General features: G+C 48.1%; 1 protein-coding gene. It reads right to left on the bottom strand.

Translation table 11 applies throughout. The annotated features are described in order from the left end of the window. A partial coding sequence (locus tag V144x_RS15185) for a tandem-95 repeat protein (protein WP_197998444.1) occupies window positions 1–23,198 on the bottom strand: 23,198 nt, incomplete at its 3' end. Window positions 23,199–23,603 lie beyond the last annotated feature (405 nt).

Genomic DNA, 23,603 nt, shown 5'->3' with positions numbered 1-23,603 from the left:
GTGAAAGTGCCATCGGCGGCAATCGTGAGTTCTGCCAATGAAGGGAGAACAATGACTCCCGGAGTCAGCAGCACCCCATTGATATGAGTAATACTTAAGGTGTCAGCGGTATCGATGTCCGTGTCAGTGCCATTGCCATTATCGGCTGTAATGAGGTTGCCACTGACGGTTGCGTTGTCATTGGTTGTGAAGGCATCAGCGGTGGCGGTTGTTGCATCATTGACTCCGGTGACGGTGATAGTGACGGTTCCGGTGTTACTGACAGCCGCATGGGCATCGGTGGCGGTGTAAGTGAAGGTGACCTGGCGTGTTTCCCCGGCGGCGAGGTCCTGGAAGGCGGCGCCGGGATCGAAGGTAAAGGTGCCATCACCATTGGAGTTGGCGGTCCCTTCCGCAGGGGGCATTACGATGTTGTAAGTCAATGTGCTGGCATCGTTGTCGGTGTCGACATCAGAGGCCAGGATGCCGGTAGTGACGGCCAGTCCATCTTCTGTGGCGGCGATGTTGGCATCTAAAGCCACAGGCGCATCGTTGGTGGCAACGATTGTAAAGCTGACGGTCGCTGTGTCGGTTCCCCCCTGACCATCACTGAGGGTATAAGTGAATGAGTCGGCCTGATTAGGATCACCGACTTGCATATCCGCAAACCCGTTTGAGGGGTCATAAGTGAAAGTGCCATCGGCGGCAATCGTGAGTTCTGCCAATGAAGGGAGAACAATGACTCCCGGAGTCAGCAGCACCCCATTGATATGTGTGATGGTCAGAGTGTCAGCGGTATCGATGTCCGTGTCAGCGCCATTGCCATTATCGGCTGTAATGAGGTTGCCACTGACGGTCGCGTTGTCATTGGTTGTGAAGGCATCAGCTGTGGCGGTTGTTGCATCATTGACTCCGGTGACAGTCACGGTGACGGTTCCGGTGTTACTGACAGCCGCATGCGCATCGGTGGCGGTATAGGTGAAAGTGACCTGGCGTGTTTCTCCGGCGGCGAGATCCTGGAAGGCGGCGCCGGGATCGAAGGTAAAGGTGCCATCGCCATTGGCGTTGGCAGTCCCTTCCGCAGGAGGCATTACGATGTTGTAAGTCAATGTGCTGGCATCGTTGTCAGTGTCGACATCAGAGGCCAGGATGCCGGTGGTGACGGCGAGTCCATCTTCCGTGGCGGCGATGTTGGCGTCTAAAGCCACAGGCGCATCGTTGGTGGCAACGATTGTAAAGCTGACGGTTGCCGTGTCGGTTCCCCCCTGACCATCACTGAGGGTATAAGTGAATGAGTCGGCCTGATTGGGATCACCGACTTGCATATCGGCAAACCCGTTTGAGGGGTCATAAGTGAAAGTGCCATCGGCGGCAATCGTGAGTTCTGCCAATGAAGGGAGAACAATGACTCCCGGAGTCAGCAGCACCCCATTGATATGAGTAATACTTAAGGTGTCAGCGGTATCGATGTCCGTGTCAGTGCCATTGCCATTATCGGCTGTAATGAGGTTGTCACTGACGGTTGCGTTGTCATTGGTTGTGAAGGCATCAGCTGTGGCGGTTGTTGCATCATTGACTCCGGTGACGGTGATAGTGACGGTTCCGGTATTACTGACAGCCGCATGGGCATCGGTGGCGGTATAGGTGAAGGTGACCTGGCGTGTTTCCCCGGCGGCGAGATCCTGGAAGGCGGCGCCGGGATCGAAAGTAAAGGTACCATCGCCATTGGCGTTGGCGGTCCCTTCCGCAGGGGGCATTACGATGTTGTAAGTCAATGTGCTGGGATCGTTGTCGGTGTCGACATCAGAGGCCAGGATGCCGGTAGTGACGGCCACTCCATCTTCTGTGGCGGCGATGTTGGCGTCTGAAGCCACGGGGGCATCGTTGACGCCGGTAACGGTGACGGTGACCGTTCCGGTGTTGCTGATGGCGTTGTGAACATCAGTGGCGGTATAAGTGAAAGTCACTTGCCGTGTTTCACCTGTAAGAAGGTCCTGGAAATCCGTTCCCGGATCAAAGTTGAAACTACCATCGTGGTTTACTAGTGCTGTACCTTCTAATGGTGCTGATATGATAGTGTATGTAAGAGAAATAGGGTCGTCGTCATTATCAACATCATCTGCTAATACACTGGTGTTGATAGTTGAGCCATCGCTCACAACAGCAATACTCTCATTAAGGACTATAGGAGCATCGTTGATTCCATTGATAATAATTGAAACTGTCGCGGTATCAGTTCCACCCTGATTATCAGTAATTGTATAACTAAATAAGTCGCTCGCAGACACTCCTGCAGAAAGAGAATCAAAGCTTCCATTAGGGTCATAAACAAATGTGCCATCGTGATTCAAAGTTAATAAGGCACCTGAGGCGAGCGTAATTAAACTACTTACATTAGCTGCGATTCCATTCACTGCTGTGACATTAAAAGCCTGAGACTCTACGTCTGTATCAGCCGAATTTGGATTTGCATTGAAAACATTTTGGGCAGTAATAGATGTGTTTTCATCGGTTGCAAAAGCATCATTGTTTGCTGCCGGGGCATCATTGACTCCGGTGACGGTGATAGTGACGGTTCCGGTGTTACTGACAGCCGCATGGGCATCGGTGGCGGTGTAAGTGAAGGTGACCTGGCGTGTTTCCCCGGCGGCGAGGTCCTGGAAGGCGGCGCCGGGATCGAAGGTAAAGGTGCCATCACCATTGGAGTTGGCGGTCCCTTCCGCAGGGGGCATTACGATGTTGTAAGTCAATGTGCTGGCATCGTTGTCGGTGTCGACATCAGAGGCCAGGATGCCGGTAGTGACGGCCAGTCCATCTTCTGTGGCGGCGATGTTGGCATCTAAAGCCACAGGCGCATCGTTGGTGGCAACGATTGTAAAGCTGACGGTCGCTGTGTCGGTTCCCCCCTGACCATCACTGAGGGTATAAGTGAATGAGTCGGCCTGATTGGGATCACCGACTTGCATATCGGCAAACCCGTTTGAGGGGTCATAAGTGAAAGTGCCATCGGCGGCAATCGTGAGTTCTGCCAATGAAGGGAGAACAATGACTCCCGGAGTCAGCAGCACCCCATTGATATGAGTAATACTTAAGGTGTCAGCGGTATCGATGTCCGTGTCAGCGCCATTGCCATTATCGGCTGTAATGAGGTTGCCACTGACGGTTGCGTTGTCATTGGTTGTGAAGGCATCAGCGGTGGCGGTTGTTGCATCATTGACTCCGGTGACAGTCACAGTGACGGTTCCGGTGTTACTGACAGCCGCATGGGCATCGGTGGCGGTATAAGTGAAGGTGACCTGGCGTGTTTCCCCGGCGGCGAGATCCTGGAAGGCGGCGCCGGGATCGAAGGTAAAGGTGCCATCGCCATTGGCGTTGGCGGTCCCTTCCGCAGGGGGCATTACGATGTTGTAAGTCAATGTGCTGGGATCGTTGTCGGTGTCGACATCAGAGGCCAGGATGCCGGTGGTGACGGCGAGTCCATCTTCTGTAGCGGCGATGTTGGCATTATTTGCCACGGGGGCATCGTTGACGCCGGTGATCGTAATCGTAACAGATTGTGCCACCGTGCCACCGTTTCCGTCTGTGACATTGTAGGTGTAAGTGATGATTTCCGATTGTCCTGGCGCCAGGTGGTTGTAAACAGTGGGATCAATGTCCAACGTATTAGGATTGATGGTAATCCCCGCGTCATCGCCGAGTGTCAGGAGCAGATCACTGACGCTGAGTGTATCACTGGTGTCCGTGTCAGTGGCACCGGCCAGCAGATCCAGACTATAAGTTGCTTGATCCTCATTCACCGTGGAACTGAGGACGGAACCTACAGTGGGAGTGTCATTGACTCCGGTAACGGTCACAGTGACGGTTCCGGTGTTACTGACCGCCGCATGGGCATCGGTGGCGGTATAGGTGAAGGTGACCTGGCGTGTTTCTCCGGCGGCGAGATCCTGGAAGGCGGCGCCGGGATCGAAGGTAAAGGTGCCATCGCCATTGGCGTTGGCGGTCCCTTCCGCAGGGGGCATTACGATGTTGTAAGTCAATGTGCTGGGATCGTTGTCGGTGTCGACATCAGAGGCCAGGATGCCGGTGGTGACGGCCAGTCCATCTTCCGTGGCGGCGATGTTGGCATCTAAAGCCACAGGCGCATCGTTGACTCCGGTGATCGTAATCGTAACAGATTGTGCCACCGTGCCACCGTTTCCGTCTGTGACATTGTAGGTGTAAGTGATGATTTCCGATTGTCCTGGCGCCAGGTGGTTGTAAACAGTGGGATCAATGTCCAACGTATTAGGATTGATGGTGATACCCGCGTCATCGCCGAGTGTCAGGAGCAGATCACTGACGCTGAGTATATCACTGGTGTCCGTGTCAGTGGCACCGGCCAGCAGATCCAGACTATATGTTGCTTGATCCTCATTCACCATGGAACTGAGGACGGAACCTACAGTGGGAGTGTCATTGACTCCGGTAACGGTCACAGTGACGGTTCCGGTGTTACTGACCGCCGCATGGGCATCGGTGGCGGTATAAGTGAAGGTGACCTGGCGTGTTTCTCCGGCGGCAAGATCCTGGAAGGCGGCGCCGGGATCGAAGGTAAAGGTGCCATCGCCATTGGAGTTGGCGGTCCCTTCCGCAGGAGGCATTACGATGTTGTAAGTCAATGTGCTGGGATCGTTGTCGGTATCGACATCAGAGGCCAGGATGCCGGTGGTGACAGCCAGTCCATCTTCTGTAGCGGCGATGTTGGCGTCTGAAGCCACAGGCGCATCGTTGACTCCGGTGACAGTGACGGTGACGGTTCCGGTGTTACTGACCGCCGCATGGGCATCGGTGGTGGTATAGGTGAAGGTGACCTGGCGTGTTTCTCCGGCGGCGAGATCCTGGAAGGCGGCGCCGGGATCGAAGGTAAAGGTGCCATCGCCATTGGCGTTGGCGGTCCCTTCCGCAGGGGGCATTACGATGTTGTAAGTCAATGTGCTGGGATCGTTGTCGGTATCGACATCAGAGGCCAGGATGCCGGTGGTGACAGCCACTCCATCTTCTGTGGCGGCGATGTTGGCGTCTGAAGCCACGGGGGCATCGTTAATGGAGTTGACAATAACAGTAAAGGTCTGAGTGATGATTCCCATCTGGCCGTCGTCAACGGTCACTGTAATAGACGCCGAGCCACTCTGATTGGCAATGGGGGTGTACGTCAGGCTGCCGGTCGGATTTGCTGAGGTGTAGGCCACGACGGGATCCGCGATCAGGGCGGTATTGTCACTGCTGGCAGTCACCGTCAGTGTCTGGGTTTCACCGCCGCCTGCAAAAATGCCGGTGAGGTTGATGGTCTGCTGCCCAGCATCTTCATCAATAGGATCAAGAACCGAAATGGGATCCAACGTCGGTAAATCGTTGACGCCGGTGATCGTGATGGTCACGGTGGCAATATCGATGCCTCCGTTCCCATCGTCAATGGTGTAGGTAAAAGTCTCAGTGGCGGTTTGACCGGCTGCTAGAGACTCAAACTCTCCGTTAGGATCATAGCTGAACGTGCCGTTGGCGTTGACCGTCAGCAGGGCCCCCGAAGTCAGTGTGATCTGCATTCCTACATTGGCTGCAACCCCATTGACTTCTGAGACCGTCAAAGTGTTTCCTTCAATGTCACTGTCGGGAGTTGTCGGATTGGCGTGCAACACATTGCCCGTACTCAATAGACTGTCTTCATCGACTGTAAAGGTATCATCGACAGCCACTGGAGCATCGTTCGCACCGGTCACCGTGATCGTCACGGTGCCGTAATCTGGTTCAGAACCAGGAAGAAATGGACCAATATGATCTACACCAATCCCACTCAGACCGTGGGAATCTACGGCAGTAAAATTAAAGTGAACAACACTTGTTTCTCCAGATGCTAAATCTTCAAAGTCAGTCCCAGGACTGAATGTAAACGTTCCATCTCCGTTCGAGATAACTGTGCCTTTGGCTGGTTGATTTGTAATCGTATACACAAGAGAGTTTGCATCGTCATCGCTATCACTGTCTGAAGCGAGAATGCTGGTGGTAGTAGAAACACTGTCTTCAGAGATGCTAAGACTCTCATTATTGAGGGTTGGAGCGTCATTATCTCCTGTGACAGTGATCGTCACAGTTCCTACATTACTAACGACCCCATGCGAATCTGTTGCAGTATAAGTAAACACAATGTAGCGTTCTTCATTCACTGCTAAATTATGGTGGAAATTCAATACCTGAAAAGTTCCATCATTATTATTAGTAACTGGTGCACCCGCAGGTGTGATTAGATAGGTAAGAGTGCTTGCGTTATCGTCTGAATCAACATCATCACCACTCAAAGAATTTGAATAGGAAAGCAAGTCTTCATCTATTGTAAAATTGAGATCATTTACCACAGGAGCATCATTCACCGGGTTCACAACCACAGTAAAGGTGTGTGTTGATTGAATGCTCAGCTCGTCAGTGACCGTCACAGTAATAACTGCTGATCCATGTTGGTTCGCTTGCGGCGTAAAGTTGAGTGTTCCTGTCGTGTTGCCTGGTGTGTAGGTCACTGCAGGGTTGGGAATCAAAGTAGTATTGTCACTGGTTGCTGTGACTGACTGAACTTGCAATCCACTACTGCTGGCTACGATACCGGTTAAATTTACTGTTTGTTCGAGAGCATCTTCATCGATAATAATGCTATCATCATTCGTGATGATAGCTGTTGCTTGGTTCTGCGATAGTGTGACATCGCCATCTGCTACAAGATTTGTCAAATTAATCAAAAATGTCTCACTGAGTTCGACATTGCTGTCATCTATCAGCGTGACGGTGATTGTCTGCGTTTCACCAGCGTTTCCTGTAAAGTTCAGTATTCCGGAGCCAGCCGTATAATCAGTGCCCGCGACCGCTGTACCATTGGCGGTCGACCAGTTAACGGCGACACCGCCTTGCACGGCTTGATCGAGGGTCACCGTAAATGTTGCGGTTCCCGTATTTTCATTGACGGTAAGATCAGCAATCGAAAGGGTGGCACTGTCATCGTTGGAAATCGTACCCAACGCTTGTGAATCTGCGAGTGTTACATCTAAACCAGAGGCTTGCAGGTTCGACAAATTGACAAAGAAGTCTTTGTCTAGTTCGGCAATCGAATCATCAGACAGTGTGACAGTGATGGTCTGTGTCTCACCAGCGTTTCCTGTGAAATTCAGCGTTCCTGAGCCAGCCGTATAATCAGTCCCCGCGACCGCTGTGCCATCGGCGGTTGCCCAGTCGATCGTGAGGCCTCCCTGAACCGCTTGATCGAGGGTCACCGTAAATGTTGCGGTCCCCGCATTTTCATTGACGGTAAGGTCAGCAATCGAAAGGGTGGCGCTGTCATCATTGGAAATCGTACCCAACGCTTGGGAGTCTGCGATTGTCACATTCAGTCCCGAGGCTTGCAGGTTCGACAAATTGACAAAGAAGTCTTTGTCTAGTTCGACAATCGAATCATCAGACAGTGTGACAGTAATGGTCTGTGTCTCACCAGCGTTTCCTGTAAAGTTCAGCGTTCCTGAGCCAGCGGTATAATCAGTCCCTGCGACCGCTGTGCCATCGGCGGTCGACCAGTCGATCGTCAGGCCTCCCTGAACCGCTTGATCGAGAGTAACGGTGAACGTAGCGGTTCCCGCGTTTTCGTTGACCGTGACGTCTGCGATCGAGAGTGTGGCACTATCGTTGTCGCTGATTGTTGCTGTCGCCTGTGTTTGTGCCAAAACGATTGCTTGACCTCCTGTGTTCAGATTACTCAGGTTGATCAACAAAGTTTCATCCGCTTCGACAGCCGCATCATTCGTTAAATTTACTGTGATCGTCTGTGTTTCGCCTGCCACGGTGCCGGTGAAGTTCAAAGTGCCACTGTTGGCCGTGTAGTCGGTGCCAGCGACCGCTGTGCCATTGGCTGTTGCAAAATCCACGGAAAAGGCGTTGCCAACCGCACGACTGGATGTAACACTAAACGTCGCAGTTCCTGCAGCTTCATCGACGGTCACATTGGAAACCGACAACTCACTCGCTTTTTCAATCCGATATGCTTCAGCCAGAACGTTACCGTTTGTCTGATCATCGGAAATCGTAACGGTAATTGTACCATCGTTGGCAACTTCAAAATATCCCAGATCCTGCCAATAGACGCCATCATCAAAGACATCCTGCTGAAGCACTTCCTGGTTGATGGTTGTTGATACGTCTCCACCCACGACTCCCGAAATCGTAACCGGAATATTGGTTGCGCGAATTGAATGAGGAACCCAGTTTCCAGAAAGACGATAAGTTCCCGCGGGAAGATTGGTAAATGCCCAGGAAGATGTGTTGGATCCGTTTCCAAAGCCGTTCACATAGGAATAATCATTCTGGTAAAAGGTTGGGTTCCCACCATAGGTAAACCAGGAACCGGTCTGGCTAAATCCTGCATCTCCGTTATCGATGATCTTCACAAAATCATTATCAATGATCGTGCCGACCCCCGTCCCATCGGCGATATCGACTCGGGACAAATTGGTGGCTCCATTAAATTTGGGATCAGAGAGCACAATGTTGAAGGTTTCCGTACCTTCAATCGTACTATCATTGGTCACATTCACGGTGACAGTAGCCGATGTTTGCCCCGCGGCAATGGTCACCAGTTGATTACTAATGGCTGTAAAGTCGCCAGCACCTGCTGAGCCCGTTGAAGTACTGGCCAGAACCGTCACATTTTGATCGGTGGCGCGACTTAAGCTGACCGTAAATACAAACGAACCATCTTCGTTGGCAGTGACATCGTTGATGGAAAATAGTTCGCGGTTATTGATATTACCATTGTTTGTACCCGAAGAGGCTACGTAGGAACCGATTTGTGTTTCCAGTGGGTTGGCGCCCGTTCCAATTGAACCCGCGGCATTGATATTTGCCGTACCTGCGATGATGTCAACGTGAGTGTCACCATGATCTAGAATCGACCCTGAAGTGGAATCAATGGTGACATGTCCTGTTGTTTGTAACCCACCCAGATAAATTTCGATATCAGCATCCAGATCAATGTTTCCGCTACCGGCATCAATTAAAGACCCATCGAATATAATGATGAATCCACCGTTATTTCCGACCGCATTGTCGGCCGTCACAATCACATCACCTGATGTTGAATTGATTGATGCGTTACCACCCAAAAGTGCATCATCTTCTGAAATGATAGAAATGTCACCAGAGTGACTATTGACCTCTGTAATCGAAAGGAAAGTACCATGATTCGAAGAGCCACCTGTTCCACCATTCACGTTGATAGTGATAGTAGCTGCTTCCGGACCAGTGCCTGTCGAGGAAATTGTTCCATTACTTGTTAACAATCCGTATTGGACTCCGCCGGCTCCACTTCCTCCTTGACCGTTGATAACAATGTTTCCATCAACACTAGTTACCAAGTCGTATTCAAGACCACTGGCCCAAAGGTGTGTTCCGTAATTCCTTTCTCCGGTACCGGTGCCTCCTGTCCCATCAATCGTAATTGTTGCCGCATTCGTTCCCGTTCCTGTCGAAGTTATTGCTCCGTTGGAAGTATGGATTCCCCAATTGTTACTACCATTTCCTCCTCCAGTACCGGTAATTGCAACTGCACCATCAACGCTTGTAACACTACCAGCTGCTATGAAAACACCATGGTTATAATCGGTCCCTGTCCCACCTGTTCCATCAATGGTGATCGTGGCAGCATCCGTTCCGACAGCAGTCGATGAAACAGACCCACCTTGTAAGATCACGCCATAATTATGGGATCCTGTACTGGTGGCTCCACTTCCTGAAATGGCAATATCCCCAGCGGCACTGGTGATGTCCGAGTAATAGAGGTAGGTACTCACATTCGAGTTCTGCCCAGTTCCACCTGTTCCATCAATTGTGATTTTTGCCGCATTGACTCCGGTACCTGTGGAAGTCACATTGGCTTCATGCAAATTGACACCATGATTCGAGTTTTCGTCAGACGTATTTCCACCGGAGCCTACTCCTGTAATTGAGATATCTCCATCGACACTCGTAATGTCACCTTGGTAAATGAGGAACCCGCGATTGAAATTAGTACCGGCTCCTCCTGTCCCGTCAATTGTAATTGTAGCTGCATCGGTTCCCGTGCCTGTGGAAGAAATACTTCCGAAATCCATGTAGACACCGACGTTATTAATGCCTGTTCCATCTCCCCCTTGCCCAGTCAGTGAAATGTCACCGTCAATGCTATTAAGAGTAACACCGTTCAGATACATTCCAAAGCTGTTTGCGGTACCATTACCACCTGTTCCATTCAAAGTGATTGAAGCCGCATTAGCTCCGATACCCGTCGAACTGATATTGGGACCAACCATGTAAATGCCAGTGTTATTGGTACCTGTGCCACTGCCGCCTCCTTGTCCAGTAAGTGAAATATCCCCTTCGACACTGGTAATGGAGATACTATTTAACAACACACCATGGTTGTCATTGGTTCCAGTTCCCGCTGTTCCATTTATGGTAATTGTTGCGGCATCAGGGCCTGTTCCTGTAGACGAAACGAGCCCACTATTATCTATGAAGACGCCAATATTAGAGATTTCAGTTCCAGATCCCCCTTGGCCTGTCAACGAAATGTTGCCATCTGCACTTGTAACAGATGAATTATTGAGGTTAATTCCATAATTGTTTGACGTTCCACTACCTCCCGTTCCATCAATGGCAATCGTCGCGGCATTGATACCTGTGCCCAGAGAAGTTACCAAACTATTATTGCTGATGACTACTCCATAGTTTCCTGTGACGGTTCCATTTCCCCCTTCGCCGGTCAGTAATATGGCACCATCCGTACTTGTTACTGATGCTGTATTCGCAAGAAAAACTCCATGATTGTTGACCGTCCCGGTACCACCTGTCCCATCAATCGTGATCGTCGCCGCATCGACTCCTAGGCCTGTTGATACTACCTCAGAGCCATTCAACACGACTCCCACATATCCTTCTCCAGACTCATTACGACGTCCGCGTCCTGTAATGGAAATATCACCATCAATACTGGTCACTTTGGTTGTGGACCCATTGATATAAACTCCATAGCCCCAATTCGTGCTCGTACCTCCGCTTCCATCTAACGTAATGCGGGCAGCATTGGTTCCGGTACCGGTAGACGAGATCAAGCTACCACTGTCAACAAATACGCCCATATTACTCGCACCGGTTCCGTCTCCTCCTTGACCCGTCAAGGCGATGTCACCAGCAATGCTTGTTACGAGTGCTCCAAAAGAGAGAAACGTTCCATAACTGTTTGACGTTCCTGCTCCTCCTGTTCCGTTAATCGTAATGGTTGCGGCATCAGCACCTGTTCCTGTTGAAGAAACCTCACCCTCATTCAGGGCGACCCCAATATTCTCACTGACGCCTAAGTTATTGCTCCCTTGGCCGATAATCAATATATTACCATCAACACTGGTGACTTTCGTAGTGCTGTTGTCTATTTTGACACCATGGCCCCAATTAGAGCTTACTCCAGCTGTACCATTCAATGTGATCGTTGCCGCATTGATGCCTGTGCCAGTAGACGAGATCAAACTGCCACTGTCTATCATAATTCCCAGATTCGAGATTCCTGTTCCATCTCCCCCTTGACCTGTGAGTGAAATGTTACCGTTCACACTGCTGATCTCGGCACTGGAAACATTAATACCATAGTTGTATAACGTTCCGTTACCACCCGTACCATCAACGGTAATCATTCCCGTTGACGTGGAGCTCACTAATGTATTTGAGTGTAGAGACACACCATATTGAAAGCCTGCTCCTGAATCATCTCGACTCAATCCAGTCAAAGAAATATTTCCTGTTCCAGTCGTTTGAATCAAGGAATTGTTGGCCTCAATACCTATGAAGTCACCCGCGGTTAAACCTCCATTGTTGGCCAGTAAGGTAATACCGCCATCAACAGTCGTCAGACTGCTGCCACTGTTAAGCAAGATGTTCCGGCTGGCAGTCAGCGAGATTGCACCCGTTGTGGAAGAAATGCCGCTATCGATGATAATGGTCTGCGCGGTGACCGTCAGGTCGTTGGCGTCCATTACCATGTTACTTGTCTGGAAGGTCACGTTGTCATCGGCATCTCCGGTGACAGCTAAATTACCTGCATTCAAACTGTCCAACCCTTGGACGTTGATTGTATCCGCCCCACTGCCTGAGCTGGTCGATACAGTCACAACAGATGCAGTCGATACGAATGTGACAGCGGCACCCAATGTCGAATCGATGATGGATAGCCCGTCGCTGCCGGTTCCGGAATCAGATAACGTGACTGTTTCAGCCGCACCTATAAAATCAAACACACGACTGGTAACATCCAAATTGTCGCTCAGTGTTTCTGTAGAAATATAATTGATGGTCTGACCATCAATGGTCACGCTGCCGTCAGAGTTACTGTTCAGCGTATGTGTTATGTTGGTAATCGTGCCTGCGTAGCTGCCTGGATTGAGAACCAGAGCACCTCCGTCTGCCCCTCCATCAAAGTTGATCGTTGTTGGAAATGGCAAACCGTTGTTCAAATCAATCGTGAAGGTGTCAGCACCTGCGTCTCCGAGAAGATTAATCCCCGTAATATTAGTCAGCAGATCTGAATAGACCAAAGTCACATCGTTCCAGACTTCCAACGTGACACCATCCGCATTCAATTGTAATAGAAAATCATCGACTCCCGCAGTACCATTTATCGTGATGCCATCATCGTCTGTAACCGTTGCGGTTGCTTGGGACTCTGTGAGAGTCACATTGCCGCTGGCAACCAGATTACTCAGATTGACCTGCAGAGTTTCGTCGAATTCTACCATTGCCTCATTATTCAAAGTGACAGTAATTGTCTGTGTTTCGTTAGCAGTTCCTGTAAAGTTCAGTGTTCCTGAGCCAGCGGTATAGTCCGTTCCGGCAACGGCAGTGCCATCAGCGGTCGACCAGTCGACAGCCACTCCTCCCTGGACTGCCTGATCCAGAGTTACGACAAATGTGGCCGTTCCAGTACTTTCGTTAACGGTAACATCAGCGATCGAAAGGTTAGCGCTGTCATTATCTGTGATGGTGACTGTCGCCTGTGTTTGGGCCAGTGTGACTGCTTGACCTCCTGTAACTAGGTTACTCAGGTTGATCAACAGTGTTTCATCTGATTCGACAATCAAGTCATTTGTTAAGTTAACCGTGATCGTCTTTGTTTCGCCTTCCAAAGTGCCGGTGAAGTTCAAAGTGCCACTGGTGGCTGTGTAGTCAGTGCCGGCGACTGCTGTTCCATCGGCGGTCGCAAAGTCAACAGAAAATGCACTCCCCACGGCTCGACTGGATGTGACACTCAATGTGGCGGTGCCTGCTGTTTCATCGATCGTAACATCAGAGATCGAAAGCGCACTCGCCTTTTCGATACGCATTGCTTGAGCATAAATTGTTCCATTGACCAGATTATCGCTGATCGAAACAGTCAACGTACCATTTTGAGCGACTTCGAAATATCCCAGATCTTCCCAGTTCACGCCATCATCAGTCACATCGGCGTTTAATGTATTCATGTCAAAGGTACCATTGGCAGTACCTCCGACAATACCCGACACGGAAAACGGGACATTATCCGCACGACCAGTTCCTTGATTCCAATGTGTGGAAAGACGATAGACTCCAGCGGCCAGATCAGAAAAAGCCCAGCTGGCAGTGTTCGATCCATCAGCAGCACTTCCTCCGCCCAAAATGTAATAGGCATCGTTTTGATAATATTGATTCCAGACAAAGTGTACCCAATCAGACCCCGAGATACTAAAGCCGGCGTCACCATCGTCGATGATTTTGACAAAATCATCATTTAGAATGACGCCAGTCGCCCAAAGCGTTGACTGATCGTCACCTGCAAAATTGATGTTATTTAAATAACCATCTGCAAGTGGAGTTGCGGTACCAATATCACTGTAGATGGCATTTCTGGGAAAGGCAAATTTGAAGAATTCATGGTCTTCAATTTTTGTATCACCATTGGTGGAATACTGAAATGCAGCAGATGTAGCTCCCGCTGCAATGGTTCCCCAATAGCCAATATGTGGATCAGTAAAATCACCATCAGCTTCCGTTGCTGTGTCGTCTAATGCGCGACCCCACAAATGAAAATCGACGTCCAGTGGATTGGAAATATTGACTACATAGTGGAATGTTGTTGTTCCACTGTCTCCTTCCCACTCAGCCACACTCACATTGGTAAGCGACATGATGGTGGTATCATCGTTGGTAATAGTACCTGAGGCTTGAGAGTCTTCCAGCACGATATTCAAGAGACCTGGACTTTGAACGTTTGACAAATTCACAAAAAAGTTCTCATCAAGTTCAACAGTATTGTCGTTGTTGAGATTCACCGTAATCGTTTGTGTCTCTCCGGCAGTGCCTGTGAAATTCAAGGTGCCGCTGGTGGCGTTATAATCGGAGCCTGCGATTGCTGTGCCATTTGCCGTTGCGTAGTCGACGGAAAACGCCGCGCCTGTCGCCATACTTGATGTCACTGTGAATGTGGCAGTTCCGGCATCTTCATTGACGCTGACATCAGAAACGGACAGAGTGCTATGCACCTGCTCAAGCCGCATCGCCTGTGCGTAGATCGTTCCATTAACCAGATTGTCACTAATTGAAACAGTTAACGTACCATCTTGCGCCACATCAAAATATCCTAAGCTTTCCCAGTTTACTCCGTCATCAGTCACATCAGGAGTCAGCGTGTTCATGTCAAAGGTACTGTTGACTGTTCCCCCGACAATTCCTGAGACAGAATAGGGAACATTATCAGCACGGTCGACACCAGGATTCCAGGTTGTTGTCAGTCTATACCTGCCGGCATTCAAACCTGAAAAGGCCCAACTGGCTGTATTGGAACCGTTGGCAGCACTTCCACCACTCAGAATGTAATAAGCGTCGTTTTGATAGTATTGATCCCAAACAAAATGGACCCAGTCGGAACCGGAGATACTAAAACCGGCATCACCATCATCGATGATCTGTTTATAAATCGAATTATTAACGTGAAACCCACCGTTGGTTCCTGTTCCAGAGAGATTAGCAACACTTGTCTCCAGTGGATTACCGCTGGTCCCCACTGAGTTCAAGGCATTCAGAATTGCTGTGGTGGCATGAATGTCAGTCCTGACATCACCATTGTCCAGAATCGAACCGGAAGTGGAATCAACAGTTACTGTTCCTGTTGCCACCAGACTCGTTAACGAAATATCACCAGACGCATCCAGATCGATGTCACCACTGCCCGTACTAAATATAGCGTTACCATTAATTGTCATGTTACCGGTATTGCTGGCACTCAGGTAATTAGCGGTGACTTGAAGATTTCCTGAGGTGGCTGTCATATTGCTATTGGTGCTAAACAAGAGATGTCCATCCGAAATCATCGTGATATCAGCGTTAACACTACTGATGTCATTTAGAGAACTCACAGAGATACCTTGATTGTAGGTCAATCCAGCGCCTGCCGAACCATGAATACTAATGGCAGCAGTACCCGTTGAAGTAATAGTGTTTGGTGCTCCGAACACTATCCCTTCATTACTGTTCCCGGTTACATCACCGGCGCCCTGGCCGGTGATTGCGATATCACCATCGACGCTCGTTAGGGAAAACTGAGCGGTCCGAATACCACGGTTGATACTGATTCCGTTACCCGCCGTTCCATTCAGAGTAATCGAAGCAGCATTGACGCCGGTACCGGTCGAACTGATACTGGAGTCGTGCAAATAAAGGCCATTATTATTAATTGCTGTGCCATCACCGCCCCCCTGGCCAGTTAGAGAAATGGCACCATCGACGCTGCTGATTGAAGCATCAATTAAGAGTATTCCATGCTGATAACTGGCTGCGCTCCCGCCCGTTCCATTCAGTGAAATGGTGCCTGCTGAAGCTCCTGTCGCAGTTGAAGTGACAGAAGTGCCGCCATGTAAATAAATCCCAGCACCACTACCGCTGTTCGAAGTTAACGAGACATTTCCGTTCCCCGTTGATTGAATGGTCGCGTTATTGGCAACGATTCCGATAAAGTCGCCCGCTGTCGTTCCTCCGTTATTCGCCAGCAAGGTGATTCCACCATCAACGGTTGACAAACTGCTGCCATCACTGAGCACGAGATTACGACTGGCTGTCAGAGAGATTGCGCCGGATGTCGATGTAACACTACTATCCACCGTAATCGTCTGCGCGGTAACATTCAGATCATTCACTCCCATGACCGTACTGTTCGTCTGGAAGTTGACGTCATCGTCTGTATCACCGGTGATAGTGAGATCTGATGCGTTCAGACCGTCCAAACCTTCTACATTGACCACATCAGCACCAGAACCATTGCCGGTTAAGATTGTGAGAGAGCTAGTGGCGGTGGCAAAACTCACAGATTCTCCCAGAGTCGAATCGATGAGCAAGATACCATCATTGGTGGTTGCATCATCAGAGAGTGTAATGGTTTCATCGGCGCCGGCGAAATCGAATACACGATTGGCGGCAATCAGATCATCGGTAATTGGCTCTAACCCTGTGTAATTGATAATCTGTCCATCGATATTAATGCTGCCATCACTGTTACTGGTAAATGTGTGCGTGATGTTTCCAAACGTGCCGGCATAGCTTCCCTGAATGATACTTAATGAATCACCGGAGATTACATTCGCTCCACCATTGAAGTTGATTGTTCCAACAGGGAAAGGGAGGCCATTGCTGAGGTCAAGAGTCAGTGTGTCATCACCGTCTCCTCCATCAATGTTGATTGAAGTAAGATCTGATAACAACCTGGAATCAACAAGTGTAAGATTATTCAGCAGTTCCAGTGTCACGCCATCGGCGTTCATTCTGAGTAAGTAATTATCATCGCCTGCAGTTCCCGTGTCATTGCCGAGAATCGTACCCACCCCCTGACTATCCGCAAGAGTGACATTACGGCCCGAAGCCTGAACGTTACTGAGGTTCACAAAGAATGATTCGTCTAACTCTGCCGTGGAATCGTCGCTGATTGTGATGGTGACGGACTGGGTTTCACCAGCAATCCCTGCGAAGTTGAGTGTGCCACTCTTGGCAAGGTAGTCCGTACCAGCCACACTGTGGTTATCAGCTGTCGCGAAATCAACGGTGAATGAAGTGTCGACATCATTGTCGAGTGTCACAGTAAAGGTGGCTGTTCCTTGATTTTCGTTGATCTGCAGATCGTCTATTGAGAGAGACGCACTATCATTGTCATTGATCGTTCCGGCACCTATGGCATCTACAATGTCTACGCGCGTAAGATCCGTTTCACCAGCAAATTTGGGATCCGTCAGTTTGACGTTAAATGATTCCGCCCCTTCAAGAATGGTATCATCAATTAGTGTGAAGGTAACTGTTTTCGAGGTTTCTCCTGGTAAGAACACAATTTCTTTAGCGGTGGAGTCCACAAAATCGGAAACATCTGTTGTTCCCATTTCGAGGCTCGCCCAGACAGAGACGTTTTCAGAAGCTGGGTTATCGAGTGTCACTTCAAAGGAGAAGACTCCCCCCTCAGACTGTGTTTCATCGGAGATACTGATATTTGAGAAGTCATTATCTTGAATGAATGCTATGGTGTTTTCATACTCAATAACCCCGTCTCCAGTGTATTGTAGATTATTGAGATTAACATAGATTTTTTCATCGAATTCGACGACGTTATCATCAATTAAAGGAACAGTAATGTATTGCTTTTCCCCAGCAGTTCCTGAAAAATTCAATGTATTGATATTGGAACTAAAATCAGTTCCAGCAGTAGCAACATCAGCTTCATCTAATTGAATGGGAGCGTCTGCTCCGAGTACTAAGTCAGTTGTTTCAACATCAACACTAAAGCCTGTTCCCAGTTGGTCCGTATTTGTGACTTCAATTGTAAGTGTGTTGGCGTCCTCATCAGCAACTAAATTAGTAATCATGACTGATGACGCTCTGAATAGAAGCTCTGACTCTGAAGTATAAAGCTCTTCAGTAAAGAATCTAGTAGGGTAATATATAGTGTCTGTACCAGATTTTGACCGTTGATAGTTCGATGCGAAAAGTGTTAAATCTCTGAAATTAACTTGCCCAGACTTATCAGTATCAAAAAGCCAAGTGTTGTCAGATTTTTCAAATTCGCTTTCAGTTGAATTGGTATAATCTGTTGGTTCAAATTGATATTGTGAAGCGAAGAGTGTGAGGTCTCTGAAATTGACACTATCATCGTCATCATAATCATATATATTGGGTAATATTTGGGTTTCTGGTAAGTCCCCTATTTTTGCCCCACTGTTAGTAGAATTTAGAACCGTATTTGAATCATTGACGATTTCAGTTATGCTTGCATTAAAACCTGGATCCGCCATGACAAGGCTACGAGTCACCGTTCCATTGGGAATATCGACAGTACGTTCAACTTCTAATGCAACCTGATCGTTAGCAGTAGCTTCAAATTTTACGCGAGCAAATAGGAGATGCTTTGCTACTCCAATCCCGGTTAAGGCAGTTGATGCGCTGATATTTGTCACTGTTCCGATTGTACCATCGCCAATGTCATCAATTGTTGGAGTCGTTTGACTAGCGGTAAATGCAGCGCCATATTCTATTTCAATGGCAGATGTAAAATTCGTATTATAGACTAGATCAATATCAGCTGATTGAATACCAGGAGTTCCTGGATCAAAGGCATAAGGTGTGCTCAACCAGATTTCGACCCAATAGCTTCCCCATTCATCCAGGAATTGTGTGTTTTCAGGAAAATCTATCGGTACTCCAAGTTCTCCAGTTGTTGAATCAGTATTTGTTTTACTTGTAACAACACGCAGATCGACACGGACTTCGGCACCCTCTTCAGAATCATTCACGATATCGACTGAGAGTATATTGCTAAATCCTGATGCAGCATTGCCCGCAATATCACTTGCTGTCGCTTTAAATGTATAAGTCTCTGGGTTTGCTGTCGTTCCAGCTGCTAACGATGTGTTGTATTCATATGTCCATTTGCCTGTATCATCGGCTGTAGTTGTACCCAATTCCTGGTCTGAACCTAAGTCTGTTCGATAAACCGTAACAATACTGTTTGCTTCAGTCGTTCCATATAAAGTCAACTCTTGGTCTCTGGTAACATTATTGGTACCATTAATCCCGGTGTCATCAATAACCCCAATCATGACAGGGGCATCAGAGACATTATCAAGCGTGACAGTAAATTCAGCTGAGTCGACGCTCAAATTCCCTGCGACATCCTTGGTGTTTGCTGTAAAGATGTAATCTCCATCCCCATCAATTGCTTCGTATTGCAGATTCCAGTTGCCAGAGGAATCGACAGTCGCTGTTCCAATAGACTCGTTGCTGCCATTGAGGTAAACGATGACTTCACCATTGGCTTCAGCGGTGCCTGAAAGTGTAAAGGTTTCTTCGTTGGTGATCTCATCATCAGTGTTAGTTCCGGAATCACCAGCAGATAGTCCGTTAAAGACAGGAGCATCTGTAACATGATCAACGGTCAATATAAAATCTACCGAGGTATTACTCTTGTTCCCTGCCGCATCTGTAGCCGTCGCTGTCACAGTGTGGGTTTTGTGTTGGAAGAAGACGGTGGATTCAGCAGACCAGTCTCCTTGTGCATCGGTGACGGCAGTTGCAATAACGAGACTGTCACGTTTAAGAGTAACAATACTCCCAACTTCTGCCGTACCGACAAAGGTTGGAAAACCATCATTTGTAATCTGATCGCTATCGTTAATACCAGAATCATCGCTCATTCCGGTGATCACAGGGGCGGTTGGGTGAATGAAGTCAATTGTGAATACTTCACCAGATGTGAAGTTTCCATTAGTCGTGCCTGTTCCTCCCAGCGAGTTTCCAAAAACATCAATGATGGTATCATCATCAATTAGGTCAAGCTTCAGGGAGCCAGATTCGTTTCCGGTATCTTGGCCAGTGCTCACATAAACCCGATAATAGGAATCATTAATTTGACTGATACTGTCAATGGAAACTCCGGTTAGGGTTCCTGTTGTGTTAACCGCGAAGTCTGATGCATCTAATCCTGATACTGCTTCGGAAAAATAAACTCTGAATTGGACAGTCTCCGAATTCGTGGTTGTTGTACCTGATGCGGTAATCGAGGTCACAAAAGGATTGGAATTGTTAGCCGTTAATACAACGTCGTTTCCATCTCCACCCAAATAGCTGATTCTGAACGTGGTGCTACCGAAGACGACGTCCGCTCCTTCCGGTAGCCCATTAAATGTCCCTTGGATCGGATTGGCTGAATCATTTTTGATGATCGTGTAGGACGTATTATCATCGGGCGTATACGAATCGAGAACCACATCTAAATTGACGCCTGTCAGATCGATGGTGTCTGCTAATATCAATTGATCGTATTCAGTGACAGCTGTGGTTCCGTTAAGCGCTACGCGGAACGTCGATCCTGAGACCAACGTCAGGTTCGAAGTCGGGGCCAGCGTCAGATGTGAAACGCCTTCCAACGTACTGTGCACATTAATTTGAGGAGCGGTCAGTGTGACATCGCTATTGAAAACAACGGCGTCATTGAGGTCTAGAGTATGCCCCGTGCTGAGATTGATGTCGGCATTGATTTCTGTCGTGCCATCACTGTTGGTGGTGATATTTCCGAGCGCATTCGTACCGCCGACAACTCCGTTGAAGGTTGTCGTTCCACTTTCAGTGGTATTGATAGTTAAATCCACAATATCAGTCGTTGGTGACAGAGCACTGTAGCGAAAAGATCGTTCAGTGATACCATTCAATGTAACAGAGGATGGCAAGACTTCACTGATTGTACCTGACGCATTTTCGATTCCTGTAAAATGAGGCCAGAGGGCATTTTCAGCCGTATTCAGGTTCAAAGGAGCGTCTTTGTAATGTACTTCAATTTCACTCCCAGACTCATACAGTCTAATCTGAAAGGACACTGGAGCAGGGTTATCCCATTCTGTACCGTTTTGTGTGTATAGCAGATGCTGAACTTCGTCGTACTGAATCACAAACACACGATCCCCAGGAGTTCCCTGCAATTCATAATAGATTTGACCTGGATTTGGTACACTCCCATCGCCTGGTGATAGGATACTCCACCAGCCAGCAATCAAGTTATTGGGAATAGCAGTTTCAGGAATCCCAGTGGGATTAACACCAGGATTCTGGTTCCCCGTGAAAGTAACAAACCCGTGTGCATTGACATAAATTCCGGAATAGAGATTCTCAAAAAATTGAAAGTCAAAACCGAGATTAAGTAATCCTGATTCCGCTTTATTATTTGTATCCAGAATTAGATTTAATCCTGTACCACTTCCTGAAATATCATCCCAGTGATAGTCAGTTTCATACAGAAAGTAATTATTCTCATCACTCAAATTCCTTTGATCAAGCGTGCCATTAAAGATGACATTTTTACCATTTAGCGTCGTGTCCTTATCAAGCTTAACGCTACCATCATAAATCTGATCTTCTACCGTTTCGATCAGTCCTGTATTCAGGTTAATGAACTCGGCATCTAACTGAAGGCCTTGCAACACAAGATCATCATAAACGGTTATTGAATCAGTCCCTGCTCCTGCATCTATTGAAAGCGTACTGTGACTGAACCCAACAGTTTTTCGATCAGATTGGATCCTGTAAACTTCTGAGCCGTCAATCGTGCGAGTGTAGATTTTTAAGTCATCATCATCACTTCCGGTCAAGATAGTTACTGATGAAGTGGCTCCATTTTGCTGCTGACTACGATCATCAATAAATTCAATATCTTCAGACTGAAACGTCACGGTCGTACCATTGGTAGTGAGTTCAGACGCAACGGAAAAATCTGCACCTACCGTATGTAAGATTTGATCTGGAGTTCCCGAGAATTTAAGAGTGTCATCGCCTCCACCCCCTCGTACTCGGATCAGAGCATCAATGGTGCTGTCGATAACGATTTCATCGTCGCCAATTCCCAAATCGATAAGCAATGTACCATCAGACTCTGTGTCTAAATTAATTGAATACGTCTCGGGCATGGCTAACGACGATGTCATGGCTGTATCTGAATAGGCTTCAATAAGCACATCGATATTCGATCCAGTGCCTTTGGTGATCGTTATTCGGTCATGAGCTCCAGTTCCTGTCACATAGGCAATGTCAGGAATACCATTATTATTACTATCGCGAAGGCCGATATCAGTGTCGCTTGCAATCAATCCATAGTTGTTGTAGTTGGTAACCTTTACATCATTAACACGGTCAAGATCAAAGCGAGTGACCATAAAAGGATCTTCACGGTCATTATTTTCAACTCCCGTGAGAATCACATCTCCATGTGCAAGTTGACCTGTGGTATGCCACAGGCTGAATGTATGAAATGCTTCGTGCGTTGCTGTATACGCAAGCCGTTGCGCGAGATTTTCGCCGAACTCAGTCGTTCCCTGGGTTCCATTGGTTGAGGAAAATATGGTATCAGCAAAAACCAGCACAGCTTCATCGCGCCGATTTCCTTGTCCGTAAACGGTTACGCCATCAACAAGTACGCTCTCGTACAAATCACTGGCAGCAGCTGCGCCATTGGCACCAATAGTTTCACCAACAGATTCGACACTCCCTGGAGACCCATCACCAAATCTACTTGACCACATTTCTGTCACGAAAACATAGGCATCATTTTCTCCTGTGGGATTGGGACCTAACTGGGCAGGCCAGTCATTGAGTTGCATCTTATTGGCAGCGTCAGTGAGGCTACTGGAAGATGCAATTTGCACATCAATATCGAACGGTTCCAGTGTCGATTCAATGATTGCCTTCACTGAATTCGCTAACGCGGTCAGGTCACTATTGATATCAAAAGTTCCATTACCATCGAAATCATACTCCAAGCTTGAAAGAGTTAATACATCACTATTTTGCAGTTCCTTTCCATCTGGCCCTTCCCCCCCCAGATAAGTTCCTGTTCCATAGCCATTTCCCACTCCATCTATTGTAGCCAGTTCATAGACGGTCGTATTCAACTCACCGTTTATGAAACCCTGACCGAAGTCCAGGTAGAGCGTGGTCGTCAGCATCGTTCGCTCTTCGAGGGCATCGACGGTTGTCAGACGGTTTTGTTGAACGGCTTCCCAACGTTTGCGGATCGCGCGGCGAGCACGAGAATTGTAGCGGGGACGTCGTTGTATACGGGAAATGAGAGCACTTAGCCAGTTGGAAATGAGCACAGAAAAACTCCTTCTCTTGTGTTCACGAACCTATGATTTCGTTAAGGTTCGCCACATTCGACCAGTAAATTGAGTTGTCTAAACAATTGTGTTAAGAGGAAACATCAAGTCACATAAAACCATATGGATACATTGGTTTGTGAAAAATGTTCCTGTGGCAGGCTTAGGAGGAAAATACCTTGTCATATTCTAAAGATCTATACAAGATGGCAGATTATTTCCAACATTAACGAAAAAAAACAAATCGCATGCAAGCACTAGATTGAAATACTTACTATGGGAGTATTGAGGTTGACCAAACAAATAAGCCTTCAAGTTTTGGCAAAGCTGGGTCATTGAACCGACTCCCACCATTGAGAGTTGGCTGCAAATTTTTATACTCGCAAGTAGCGAAAAGCTTCTAAT

Origin of the sequence: Gimesia aquarii, assembly GCF_007748195.1 — a bacterium.
Taxonomy (GTDB): domain Bacteria; phylum Planctomycetota; class Planctomycetia; order Planctomycetales; family Planctomycetaceae; genus Gimesia; species Gimesia aquarii.
Note: the sequence above shows the minus strand (reverse complement) of the source record. Positions and strands in the feature narration are given on the sequence as shown.